The organism is Microbacterium sp. Leaf288, assembly GCF_001422925.1.
Classification (GTDB): Bacteria; Actinomycetota; Actinomycetes; order Actinomycetales; family Microbacteriaceae; genus Microbacterium.
Genome location: NZ_LMNI01000012.1, coordinates 837,973 through 850,392, shown reverse-complemented (window position 1 = coordinate 850,392; position 12,420 = coordinate 837,973). Strand labels below are relative to the sequence as shown.

At 67.0% G+C, this 12,420-nt stretch carries 11 protein-coding genes; 7 read left to right on the top strand and 4 right to left on the bottom strand.

All coding sequences use genetic code 11. The features are described from left to right. Positions 1-24: 24 nt before the first annotated feature. The 3 genes from ASF40_RS21190 to ASF40_RS17310 form a co-directional block, all read right to left on the bottom strand. On the bottom strand, positions 25-729 hold the full coding sequence (locus ASF40_RS21190; protein WP_157549752.1) for a hypothetical protein: 705 nt from the start codon (positions 727-729) through the stop codon (positions 25-27). A 128-nt stretch (positions 730-857) separates the two neighbouring features. Beyond that, positions 858-1,067: a hypothetical protein gene (locus ASF40_RS21185; protein ID WP_157549750.1), complete on the bottom strand. Its 210-nt coding sequence runs from the start codon at positions 1,065-1,067 to the stop codon at positions 858-860. Between the two features lie 247 nt (positions 1,068-1,314). After that, positions 1,315-2,658 (bottom strand): HNH endonuclease, encoded by a 1,344-nt coding sequence (locus ASF40_RS17310; protein WP_056371248.1) that lies wholly within the window; start codon positions 2,656-2,658, stop codon positions 1,315-1,317. A gap of 192 nt (positions 2,659-2,850) precedes the next feature. Between ASF40_RS17310 and ASF40_RS17305 the strand changes: the two genes are divergently transcribed. The 6 genes from ASF40_RS17305 (at position 2,851) to ASF40_RS17280 (ending at position 9,775) form a co-directional block, all read left to right on the top strand. Next, the gene (locus ASF40_RS17305) at positions 2,851-3,120 is read left to right on the top strand and encodes a hypothetical protein (RefSeq protein ID WP_056371246.1); all 270 of its coding nucleotides are present in this window, start codon (positions 2,851-2,853) and stop codon (positions 3,118-3,120) included. A 5-nt stretch (positions 3,121-3,125) separates the two neighbouring features. Beyond that, positions 3,126-4,205, top strand: a complete 1,080-nt coding sequence (locus ASF40_RS17300; RefSeq protein WP_056371244.1) for a trypsin-like peptidase domain-containing protein — start codon at positions 3,126-3,128, stop codon at positions 4,203-4,205. 1 nt (position 4,206) lies between these two features. Continuing rightward, a complete protein-coding gene (locus ASF40_RS17295; protein WP_056371242.1) occupies positions 4,207-5,337 on the top strand; it encodes an ATP-binding protein in 1,131 nt (376 codons plus the stop codon). Further along, positions 5,334-8,081 (top strand): AAA family ATPase, encoded by a 2,748-nt coding sequence (locus tag ASF40_RS17290; protein WP_056371240.1) that lies wholly within the window; start codon positions 5,334-5,336, stop codon positions 8,079-8,081. Before ASF40_RS17295 ends, ASF40_RS17290 begins: the two co-directional genes overlap by 4 nt. A gap of 414 nt (positions 8,082-8,495) precedes the next feature. Continuing rightward, positions 8,496-9,323 carry a universal stress protein gene (locus tag ASF40_RS17285; RefSeq protein WP_056371238.1) on the top strand — a complete coding sequence of 276 codons (828 nt, stop codon included), beginning with the start codon at positions 8,496-8,498 and terminating at the stop codon, positions 9,321-9,323. A gap of 5 nt (positions 9,324-9,328) precedes the next feature. After that, positions 9,329-9,775 carry a hypothetical protein gene (locus ASF40_RS17280; RefSeq protein ID WP_157549748.1) on the top strand — a complete coding sequence of 149 codons (447 nt, stop codon included), beginning with the start codon at positions 9,329-9,331 and terminating at the stop codon, positions 9,773-9,775. Positions 9,776-9,913: 138 nt separating this feature from the next. Here ASF40_RS17280 and ASF40_RS20945 read toward each other — a convergent pair whose 3' ends face one another. Further along, positions 9,914-10,918 (bottom strand): polysaccharide pyruvyl transferase family protein, encoded by a 1,005-nt coding sequence (locus ASF40_RS20945; RefSeq protein WP_082497142.1) that lies wholly within the window; start codon positions 10,916-10,918, stop codon positions 9,914-9,916. A gap of 237 nt (positions 10,919-11,155) precedes the next feature. Here ASF40_RS20945 and ASF40_RS17270 point away from each other — a divergent pair, with 237 nt between their 5' ends. Continuing rightward, the gene (locus tag ASF40_RS17270; protein WP_056371233.1) at positions 11,156-12,361 is read left to right on the top strand and encodes an IS110 family transposase; all 1,206 of its coding nucleotides are present in this window, start codon (positions 11,156-11,158) and stop codon (positions 12,359-12,361) included. Positions 12,362-12,420 lie beyond the last annotated feature (59 nt).

The window sequence follows — 12,420 nt, the reverse complement described above, 5'->3', positions numbered from 1 at the left end:
CAGGTGCTCCGAGCTGCGGCCCGCTCAGGTTCTCCGGCGCCGGCTCAGCGCGATCCCGCCGACGATGGCTGCCGCGGCGGCGATGGTCGCGGCGACGGTCCATCCGACGGCCGCGCCGGTCGAGGCGAGCGCGCCGTCGGCAGCGGCTGACGTGGGGGTCGCCGCTGCCGACGGCACTGGCGTCGCCGTGGCCGTCGGCACAGGGGTCGTCGGAGAGGGAGTCGGCGACGCCGTCGGGGTGGGTGTGGGAGTCGGTGTCGGGGTGGGCGTCGGTGTCGGGGTTGGCGTGGGGGTCGGCCCGCAGCCGATGACGGTGATGAGCGGGCTCGGGTAGGTGATGAGCCCGCTGGTCCACGAGGGCTCGTCATCGCCGCGAGCAGCGTAGCCGTAGGCGATCGCCGACGTGTCGTGGAGGTCTTCGCAGGGGTGCCCGGTGATGGTCACCTCGTGGGTGCGCACCTCGCCCGGCTCGAAGCGGGTCGGCCCAAACGTGTAGAGCCTGCCGTCGGGACCGTTGACGCGCGCGACCCCCCAGGCGGGAACCGACGATGCGTTGCGGGTGTACACCGAGATCTCTGCCACTTTGGGCGAGGTGAACTCGATGACGACGCTGACGTCGCCGACCACGGCGCTGCTCTCGGCCGATGCCGCGACGGCTGCCAATGCTCCGCCGCCGAGGCCGAGGGTGATCGCGGCCGCAAGGATTGTGACTCTTCTGCCTCTGTACATGTGCTCCCCAAGCCCAAAGAGAGAACGCCCGGGGCCGTTCCCTTCCGGCTCCGGGCGGCAGTGCCCCATCTGGGTGCCACGCTACGGCGATCTGTGCCGCGGGGGGTTACTTGCGCGTTTCGTCTCGGTTAAGCCCGGTGTTCAGGCGTTTGGGGCGCGGGGGTGTCGCCGTAGTAGTGCCGGACGGACTCGCGGGAGTCGATGACGAGGAGCGCGTAGAGGGTCACGGCAGCGGTGGCGACGAGGGCGAAGAGCGCGACGGCGACGGTGGTGAGGACTCGGATCACGGTGGGGGCGGGGCTCCGGCGACGAGGGGGGAGGGTGATGGCGCTCGTCAAGCTTAGGCTTCCGGCGGACGCCTGCGTGGCGCCGTGCGGGTGATCGGATGAGTGGATGCTGCGCCCCGGCGCCCCCGGTCGCGCCCTGCCTGTGCGGGTGGTGGCGTGGGGCGCGCGGTCGGTGGTGTGGGCGCGCGTGTGGGTGGTGTGGGCGCGCGTGTGGGTGGCCCGGAGCGTCGGGCGCCGCGCCGTCGCCGCGCTGTCACGCGCCGCGCCGTGGGGCGTTGCGCCATCGAGTGCCGCGCCGTCAGGCGACGAGATCGAACCGTGCCCGACCGCCGAGTCGGGGTGTGCGGTCAGGATCGACGTGCGCGGGCGGCAGGAACCACACCTTCGCGCGTGTTCCCTTCCCTTCGATCCGGATGTCCCACCCGTTGTCGTGGATCCGGTGGTGGCAGGCTTCGCAGAGCAGCACGCCGTTGTCGAGGTCGGTGGGACCGGCGTCTCTCGCCCACCATCTGATGTGATGGGCCTTCGTATACGAGGGCGGGGCACCGCACTTGGCGCAACCCCCGTCGCGTTCCACGAGGACGAGCTTCTGCGCCGTCGTGTAGAGACGCTGGATGCGCCCCCAGTCGAGAACCTCGCTGTCGGCTCCGAGGACGCAGGAGATGATTCCGCCGCCGGCAGCCATACGCCGGGCGGTTGCGACGGAGACCGGGGTCGCGATGCCGTCGATGGTCGCGTACCCAGTCCCGGTGATGAGGTCTTCGTGGTCGATCCGCACCACGACCGTCGCGCCACCGAGGGGGAGGTCCTTGTTCGCGCAGCCGAGGGCGTGCTCGGCGAGGCGGGCGAGGGCGTCGGCCTGCATCTGCGGAACAGAGCGGCGCACAGCATCCGTTCCTGCCTGCGCGGCGTCGCGTTCGGCGCGAAGTTCGGCCCCGACCATCGTCTCGATCGCGAGCTTGACCGGCGCGCCGTGCTCGGGATCGAGCTTGCCGTTGACGACGATCATGCCCCGGCGGTCTTCGTAGATGTGGAGCGCCTGCTCGGCACGCAGTTCTTCTTCGCGGGCTTCGACGCCGGCCGGGTCGAGCTGGGCTTCGGCGCGCGTGATCAGTCGGGCGAGCTGATCGGATGCGAGCCCGGGCGCCTTCTCGACGAGCCGCTTCTCCATCTCGTCGATGGCCTCACGCCCCGCGCGCAGCGCGACCCTGTCGAGCATCGTGATGATCGCGCTCGCCGCAGCGGCGCCGATGCGCCCCGCTTGGAGCGCGGTGGCGACGTGCGGGTGCCGCGCTGGCGCAGCTTCACCACTCAATGTCATGCGGGGCGCGGTCGCCTCGCCGACCTTGATGAGCCGCGCCGCTTCGCCGGCGCTCGCCCCGCCAACCGTGGCGATCAGTGCGGTCGGGTTGCGAAACCCCTGCTGCTTGGCGAGCCCACCCGCACCGAGTTCGGGCCTCGACTGCCGTGCGATCTCGGCGGCGACGCGTGCCCGCGCCGCGTCGAGAAGTCGTTGGCTGTCGGCAAGCTGCTCGTTGAGACGGATCAGCGCCCCCGGTGCCAGCGCTTCGATCGCTTCCTCGGCCCACAGCACCCGCGCGGAGTCGACCGCAGCGGCGAGGGGAGCGAGGTGGTCCGTCATGGGTCCAGACTACCGCATCAAGGCGGTTTCGTCGAATATAATTACGAGTAAGGCCCAGAACGAGCCCGCTGTCGAGTCGCCGCCCGACGTGCGCGATAGAACAAAAATTCCCCATGAGGAACCACTGATGACAGGCACGCTTCCGCTCGCTACGGTAAAGGGAAAATCGGCCGCACCGGGAGGGTGGGGATCATGTCGGTCGCTGATTTCGAAGTTCCGCCGAGGGGTTCCTCAGGCGAGGAAGAGGGTGGCGGCGAAGGGCTTCCCGAGCCGATCACCAAGCTGAACCGGCCGGTGTACCTCGTGGTCATCATCGGACTCTTCGTGACACTGCTCTTCGGACTCGTGTCATGGTTCGTCCTGACTCTGCAAGGCCTCGCCATGCCTGAGGGCATGGCGGTGCTGATCGGCACCGTCGGCGGCGGACTGGTCGGGCTCGTCACGACGTCCAGGGGGACGTGATTCCGATGGTGCGCACCGCGAAAGCAGCGGTCGACAGCCATCCGCTCGATCGGTACCCGATCCGTTGGACCGATCCCGTGATCCGCGATGTGCGCGAGACGCTCGCAGAGACGTACCGAATGCACTCTGAGATCATGCGGCTCGTGGACGCAGTCGACGGGATCAGCTCGATCGAGATTGCGTGGGGCGAGCCATCCCCGATCGCGGTGTGGACGTCGGTCCTCAACGAATCCAACGCCAAGGAGCGTACCCGCGCTCTCCTGGCGACGGTCCGTCAGCAGAAGCCGAAACTCGCCGACGTCATCGACGACTGGTTGACCGATCTCCCGCCGATCGCGGCGCGAGAGGACCCGGCGATCACCGACGCGGCCGACTGGACGGGATTCTCAGACGGAGGGGAGGAGGAACGGCAGATCGTTGAATCGCAACCCACCCTGCTGGATGTCGTATTCCTCGAACTCGGGCTGCAGCGCGCGAAGTCGGTCTGCCAGCTGAGAGTGAAGTTCCCGGGCCGTCGTGGTCTCAAAGGGACAGGGTTCAGGGTTTCCAAGGATGCGATTCTCACAAATCACCATGTGCTGTTCACCAAGGACGGGGTGAAAGCACGCGACGTCATCGCTGTCTTCGACTACGAGGTGGGTCTCGACGGTCATACTCGCGAAGGTTCGGCGATCCGCGGAGACCCGTCGAGCATCATCGGGGATCCCGCGCGTGACTGGGCTGTGTTCAAGACGCTGGATCCCATTCCCCCCGAATATCCGGTGCTACCCATCGATGCAGAGGTGGAGCTGGCGCCCGACGACCGGGTGTACATCATCCAACATCCGCTGGGGCTGCCGAAGATGATCGGCATGCATCACAACCTCGTGCGGTTCGTGGATGACGACGTCGTCCAGTACTGGACTGACACGGAAGCTGGCTCCTCCGGGGCCCCGGTGTTCGACTCCGAGTGGAATGTTGTCGCCCTTCACCATCGCTGGACCCAGGGTCAGGCCGACGGGAAACTCGAGTATCGCAATCAGGGCCAACGTATCGACCGGGTCCGTGCTGACCTCATCACTGCGAAGGTGAGACTCGGAGGGTGAGATGGCGCTGTGGATCGATGTCGCATCGACCAAGGTGGACGCGACCGCGAAACAGCTCTTGGGGCTGTTAGCCGAGCTTCTGCAGGAACCGGCGAAGATTCGTCTTGCTCTGACAGAGGTCGATGTCGACATGAGCGAGATCGAGCAGTCAGAGAAGCCGAAGATATTCCTTGCCTCGGCCGTGCCGGAGGTCAGGCGGCAGCGGAAGATGAGGGCGCTGCTGGAGTATCTGCAGACGAAGCAACCGGCGCGCAGGGGGGACTTCGACTACTTCCTCAGCGTCGACGAGGCCGAACTCGTGCTCGGACTTCCCGCGGGACGGAGGGACTGGCGTATCACCGCCGACCCGCTCGATGCCACCTTCGTCGACGTCGGCCTTTCGCAGCTCGTGTTCGATCGACTCCCCCTGCGCGATCGCCTCAAGAGGCTGAGGGACGAGGGGTACCACACGCTGAACGTCACTGGTGATCAAGAGAGCGGCAAGACGGTGATCGTGCGTCTTGCATTGCACTTCTGCGCAGTCAAAGGAGTGGAGCGGGCCTCGGTGTGGGACGAGGATTGGACTCCCGACGCTCCGCTCACCGACCTCGACCTTGCGATGGCGATCATCAGCGAGTTGCGCGATGATCTCACGAGCGACCAGCGCGGGAAGATCGAGGACGACCTCCGAAAGCGCGTCGAATACGTCGTCGCGCCCGAGAGCCGAGCCCGACTGCTGGTGAATGAAGTTCGAGAGATCATCGAGCCTTCCGATGGCGAAGCGCAATGGATTCTCATCGACGGTCTCGAGAAGCCTCAGGTGCACCCCTCCGCGGTCCACTTGGTCGAGCGACTCATCCTCTCGCTGAATCGAGACCTGAAACCTTCGAATACCAAGCTCGTCGTCACGGGCTTCGGGGGCAAGGCGCACCGACAGAGCCTCGACTATCGCACAACGCCCATCGGCTCTCGAGACATCGAGACCTTCATCGACACGGTCACGGGCGGCTGCGAGCCGCTCGTGACCAAGGCGACTCGCCGCACCTGGACACGCAACGCGATGGATGAGTACGAGAAGTCGGGCGGTGATCTGGGCGCGCTCGGCGACTATCTTCGCGGACGTCTTGAGAAGCACTTTGCGGTGGAGTCATGACGAAGGCGGATCGATTGACCCCGGCGCGCCGAGAGCTCCGCGAGGCGACGGCGACGCTCGCTTCCTTTCAGGGAGGCTGGCTCGAGGCTTCCGCCGCCGGCGAGGTCGACCCCGAGCAGTCGATCGTCGACTTCCTTCTCGACGACTGCGTGAAGGTGCGCGATCACAGCGGAGCCGCAGCGTGGACGCTTGACCCTGCCGTGCGCCGAGACACGCTCAAACGGCTCGGCACACGAGGGGCCCAAGAGCGGCGCGCCCAGGCTCCTCGGGTGCCCGACGGACCGACCCAGGCGGCCATCGACCGAATCCTGCGGGGCGAAGGCCCCGCACCGGCGGAGCTGTCCGCAGCGGATCTCAGGGCCGAGCTGCAGGTCGTCCGATGGTTCGACGGAATCGTCTCTCGTTCGGACGATCACGAGAACGCGGCTCGACGTCGACTCGGGCGGCTGGAGGTCCTGCAGCCGCTCACCGACTTGCTGCGATTCGGCTTCGTCGGTCGCGGGGCGGAGCTCGAGCGGATCGCGCGCCACATCGATGTCGACGACGGCCGGGCTCTGGTGATCTCGGGCGTCGGTGGTGTCGGAAAGTCGACACTGCTGGCCAGGGCAGTCGTCGATGCTGTCGACCTTCGGGGAGAGGTGCTCGTCGCCTACCTCAACTTCGATCGGGGTGCCCTGCGCACCGACGATTCGGCCGGCTTGCTGGCCGAAATCCTCGCGCAGACTTCGCTTCAATCCCCGGACACGTCGCGAGAGTCTCCGATGGAGATGCATCTAGCGGCAGTGATCGACGAGCTTCGCCGGCAGGAGGAAGCAGATCTCGGGTGGTATGGCCTCAGTTCACGCAGCATCCAGGGAAACACGTACAAGTCCGCGAACTCGCGGACGAGACCGGGGCTGGGAGTCAATCCCTTTGGGCGCACCAACCCGTACCTCGCGAGCCCGACCAGCGGCTACGACGACCTGCTCGGTGCTGCAGCCGACCTGCTGGAGGGATTCGGCGCGGACAGGGTCGTTCTGTTGCTGGACACATTCGAGGAGGTCGAGCGCAACCAGGAGTCGGATCTGTTCCTGCTCTGGGACTTCCTCGGGTACCTGAGGCGGCGGATCAGCTCGCTGCGCATCATCGTTTCGGGCCGCGCGCTCGATCCGCAGGACTTCGACGACAGGTTCGTCGTCCGTACGCTCGACGAACTCGACGAAGAGTCGGCGATCACGCTGCTCACGACGCAAGACGGTCTCGAAGTGAGTGAGTCCCAGGCGAGGCTCATCACCGCCCGATTCGGAAGGAGCCCGCTCACTCTGCGGCTGGTCACCGATCTGCTGAAACATGACGATGATGACGGTCTGTTCGAGGCAGGGGGTACTCACGACAGCCTGGACGGGACGTCGCTTCTCGACGGAATCCAGGCCGGGCTTGTCCAGGGCCAGCTCTACTCCCGGATCCTGTGGCACATCGCAGATCCCGACGTGCGCAAGCTGGCCCACCCTGGGCTGGTCGTCCGCGTGATCACGCCGGACATCATCCGAGAGGTTCTCGCAGTGCCCTGCGAGCTCGACGTCACGACCGAGCCGGAGGCCTTGGGCTTGTTCCGCGCGCTTGCGGAGGAAGCGACCCTCGTCGAGGTGGATGGCGAGGTGTTGCGCCATCGGGCAGACGTGCGATCTCGGATGCTCTCGTGGCTGCTCCTTGATCGTCGCGACCAGGCGCGCGCCATTCACGTGGCGGCGATCGACTACTACCGGGCTCGCGAAACGGTCGAGGACCGCGCCGAAGAGCTGTACCACATGCTCATGGTGGGGAGCCCAAGCGACGAGCTCGACGATCGCTGGGACGATCGGGCCTATCGACTGCTGAAGCCATCGCGTGATGAGTTGCCACCAAGAGGCCGTGCCTACCTCGCCGCACGCTCGGGCGGCGACCTGCGGATCGACGACGACGTCAGCTCTCACCTCGACGATGCGGGCTGGATTCGGTCGACGGAGTCGAACGTGCGGTCCTTGGTGCAGGCGGGCCAACTCGAGGTTGCGCTGGACACGCTTCGTTCACGACGAGGCAGCCTCGGCGAGTCGCTGCTCCCCCTCCTCGAGATCGAGGTCCTCGAGGACTTGCGGCGGTTCGACGAGGCGCTCGAAGTCATCCAGTCGGCGAGGCGCGTATCGCTCGACCGCAGCGGTGATGACGAATTCGAGCTGCGATTGCGACTGGCAGAGAGTCGAGTGCTCGAGCGAATGGGGCGCTTTCACAACGCGGCGGATACCGCAAGGCAAGCACGTGAGCTTGCCGCGCGTGTCGCCGAGCCCATCGATGTGTTGATTGCAACCGTAGAGATGCTCCGCACCATGCGGCGCGGCGGCGAGATGTGGGATCTCGACGCACTTGCAGACTCTGCCACGGATCTCGCGGAGTCGATCCCGTTCATCGACCTGGAGGTGCAACCGGGACTCGTCCGCGAGCTGCTGGGCGAGATCGGCACGCGATCGCAGAGGCTCTTCGAACTTGGAGTGGGGATCATCGGTGTGGAATCCGGTACCAGTGCTCGCGTCGACCGCGACCTGACCGAGCGTGGCCTCCTTTTCGACGACAACGACGATCAGCTCCTGCCGCCGCGGGAGCATCTCGTCACCCGTGGAACGACCGGCGATCGGGTTCAGGGGTACCTGTTGAACGCTGGGGGCGACGACCGTCTGGCAGACAGTATCGTCCAGCAATGGCGCGACGAAAGCGATCGGCTGTACTCCTGACCCGCGTCGACACGAGACTGGTGGATGCTGCGGATGCCACGGGATGCCACGGGATGCCGCGGCCTCGCGCCGTGTGCCATGCGTCACGGCGCGCGCGCAGAACGCCCCCTCCCACCTGGAGGGTGAGAGGGGGCGTCCACCCGTCATTCGGAACGGGAGCAGGGGCTCTCGCACCCGCCCGCTCGTTGAGCGGAGGGCGGGATCAGGGCCCTTGCCTCCCCGCTCGTTGAGCGGAGGCGGGAGCAGCGGCTCTCGTACCCCCCGCTCGTTGAGCGGAGGGCGCTCCAGCGCCCGAAGTCGAAACGCCCTCGAGAGCGTGCGGGTACGTGCCTTGCGGCAGGTCCCTGCGGTTGTTCGGAGACGTGTCGGCTTCGGTTTGCGTCCGCTGCGGGCCGCACGCGGCAGGATGAGCGTATGACCGAGAGAATCGTCGTGGGTGTGACGGATGCTGCGGCCAGCCGCCGTGCGGTGGATTGGGCGGCGCAGCGCGCGGCGCAGACGGGCGCGGTGCTCGTCCTGATCGCCGTGACGAAGGACTCCGAGGATTCCGAGGCGGTGTCGGCGGGCGACATCCTTCTCGAGGCGGAGACAGCGCGCCTGTCCGTCGCCATCGCCGACGCCGACCTCGTGGTCGAGGCACACGCCGAGCATGGCGACGCCGTCGATGTGCTGGTCGAGGCTTCGCGCGACGCTGCGCTGCTCGTGCTCGGCGACCCGCACCCCGGGCATCACTGGGGCGATCACGGCCGGCGCATCGCGACCGCGGCGCATTGTGCGGTGGCGGTGGTGCCCGACGCCGACCTCGAGGGGCGCTCGGGTGTCGTGGTGGGCATCGACGGTTCCGAGGTGACCGAGGCGGCGGTCGCGTTCGCCGCCGCGGAGGCGGTGCGCCGGGGCGAGCGCCTGGTCGCCGTCGCCGCGTGGTCGCCGGTGCTGGTGGGCGACGGCATCACGTCCGGCCTTCCAGGATCCGATTACCTCGAGCCGCTCGACCTGCAGGAACCGACCGAGGAACTGGTCGAGCATGCCCTGGCCGCGGTGCGCGCGGCTCACCCCGACCTCGCGATCGAGAAGCAGGTGCAGCCCGGCGACGCCGCCCAGGTTCTGCAGGCGTTCGCGTCCGGCGCGGCGCTGCTCGTGGTCGGCACGCACGGTCGTGGGGCTCTCGCCCGCCTCTTCATCGGCTCGGTGAGCGACGCGGTGCTGACGGATGCTGTGACCCCGACGATCGCCGTCCGCTGATGGTGGTGGACGAGCTGAGCGTCGCGGTGCGCCCGTGGGAGCCCGGCGACGACGACGCCCTGCTGGCGGGCTTCGTCGACGCCTACAACAGGCCGCCGTGGAACGACGCGTGGACCCTCGCGACCGCCGCGGTCTACCTCGGCGAACTTCGCGGCATCCCGAGATCGACCGCGAGCCTCGACTCCTGCTACAACGCCGCGACTGGCCCCGCGTCGTGCCGCACGATGATCAGCGAGGCCTATGCGGTGAAGGAGCAGGGCGACCGGACCGCCGCCGAGAAACTCGGCATCGAGTACGTCCCCACCGCGAAGTGGTTCACCGCCAGCGGGAGGGTGATGCCCTTCGCGGGCACCACCCCCCAGCGCTGGGACGGCGGACACATCACGGCCGAGTACGCGGCGTCATCGTGGCACCGCTGGCCGAGGCGCTGTTCCCGCCCGCGAGTTAGGTAGACCCATCTGTTCGCTTGGAAACTACGTCAACTCGCCTTGCATCGAGCCAAGCACCCGCAGTTTGCGCGGAAGCGGTCACCGTCAGTTGCAGTCGCATGGGGGCGAGATTGCCCGTCTTCTCGAGGCCCGTATACCCGACTAGATCTTCTCGACCATCGCCCAGAGTGCTGCTCTCGACTCGCCCGCAGCAACCTTCCAGCGATCCGAGTAGTCAACTGGCGCTGCAAGCTGTTCCATCACCTGGTCGATGTCTAGCGTTGTGAGGATCGTCTCGGCTGTGCCTATCCGGTCCAGGGTTGGGCGTACCTTTCCGCAATACGGCACTGAGACAGTCGGCGTTCCGAGCGCCGACGCGATTAGTCCGGGGTGCATCCGCACGCTGAAGACCCCCGCGGCAGATGCCAGAGCAGAGACGAGCCCTGGGACGGTGGATGGCACAAGGATGGGAATGTCGCCAAACGAACGCAGGTGTTCGGCATCCCCCTCGCCGATGACCAACCCGACTGCCCGATCCCCGAGTCGCTCGACGAGCAGCCGCCCAAACTCGACGAGTTGCACAGGATCCAGCTCCGCCTCTTTCGAGTCTGGACGGCGTGCGATGTCGAGAAGATTCAGCAACACCTTCCCGCGCAACTCAGGCACGCGCGTGCGGTAGCGGTCGAGGTGCGGTGTGAGCAACGCAATCGCATCGGGCACGATCTCCGCCGCCTGGTTATCCAGGCGACCAAGCTCCAGCTGAGACTCGCGGTCTCGAACCGTGGCCGTAGCATGACGGAGTACCTTTCTGGCTCGCTCTTCCAAAGGCGTTCGGACGAGACCTCGCACCTCAACGGCGTGCGTTGCCACACGGACCCCGCGGCTGTCGTGAGCGATGCGGCGCAATTTGCGCCCGATCTCGGGAAGCCAGGAACCGTTCAAGTACCCGCCTCCACCAAGGATCACGACGTCGTCCTGAGCGAGTCGTCCGAACGTTCCTTCTTGGCGGAGCACCCTCGACTCGAGTTGCGCTTTTGAACTTCGATGTGGATCGACGGAACCGACCTGGAGATCGACTTCTCCATTGAGTGTCTCGATGTAGCCCGCGAGGAGTGCCTCATCGCCGAGGTTGAAGTATCCCCAACCGCCAAGGAGCCTAACTGTCAATGTGGTTCCTTACTTTGTTGGTGTGTGGTTTCGGGAGCGTCGTAGGCTTCTGACCGCTCCGGGGATGCCGGGTATGGCTGACATGTGGTTGCCGTTGTGACGGCTGGAAAGGATTGGCCGCCCGGTGTCTCGCAACGGCTCGACCGCTGATTGAGAGACGCGATCTGATCGCTGTGTAAGGACGAGACGGCGTGGTCGTTCGCTGGGGCGGAAGCACCTGAGAGAGCGGAGGCGCGGATGCCGCGACTGTGGGCCGGTATCGATGCCGGCAAGACCCATCACCATTGCGTCGTGATCGACCAGGACGGTGCGAGAGTGCTGTCGAGGAAGATCGCCAACGTCGAGGACGACATCCTCGCGCTGCTGGCCGACGTGGTTGCCTTGGCGGATGGCGGCGCACTTGTCTGGGCGACGGACCTGAACCAGGGCGGGGCTGCGCTGCTGATCGCTGTGCTCGCCGCGAACGGGCAGAGCCTGCTCTATATCCCGGGCCGGACCGTCCATCACGCCGCCGGCGCCTACCGCGGCGATGGGAAGACCGACGCCAAGGACGCGGGGATCATCGCCGACCAGGCCCGGATGCGCCGCGACCTTTCCCCCGCGCGGGGGATGGACGAGATCGCCGTCGAGCTGCGGATGCTCGCCGGTCATCGCGCCGATCTGGTGGCCGACCGGACCCGGGCGATCAACCGGATGCGGGCCACACTGCTGGAGTACTTCCCCGCCCTGGAAGCCGCGTTCGACTACGCCCAGCGCAAGGCCGCTCTCATCCTGCTCACGCAGTATCAGACACCCGAGCAGCTGCGCCGCGCCGGCGTGACCCGGGTGACCGCCAGGCTGGGCAAGGCCGGCGCCCGCCTGCCCGAACAGATCGCGCAGGCCGCGATCGACGCCGCTCACACCCAGCACACCGTCGTCGCCGGGCAGGACGCGGCCGCGATGATCGTGCGGCGACTGGCCACCGAGGTGCTGCGGCTGCGAGAAGAGGTCGAGGAGGTCGAGTCTCAGCTCGAGGCCCGGTTTCGCCGCCACCGGCACGCCGAATCGCTGCTGAGCATGCCCGGCTTCGGGCCCTTGCTCGCCGCGGAGTTCATCGCTTTCACCGGCGGCACCCTGACCGTGTTCGAGTCCGCCGACCGGCTCGCCGGCATCAGCGGCGTCGCACCCGTCCCACGAGACTCCGGACGCGTCACCGGCAACCTCCACCGCCCCAAGCGCTACAGCAGACGCCTGCTGCGCACCTGCTACCTCTCCGCCGAAGTCGCAGCCCGCTCCCATCCCGCTTCCCGCGCCTACTACGACCGGAAACGCCGCGAGGGAAAGAGCCACAAACAGGCCGTCCTCGCCCTCGCCCGCCGACGCATCAACGTGATCTGGGCGCTCCTGCGAGACGGCACGACCTTCCATCAGGAATCACCGCCCGCCACGCCGACCGCCGCTTGACAAGTCAATTGAGATTCCTTTCGGATGCGGCGATGCTGAGCGGCATGTGCAAATCGAGC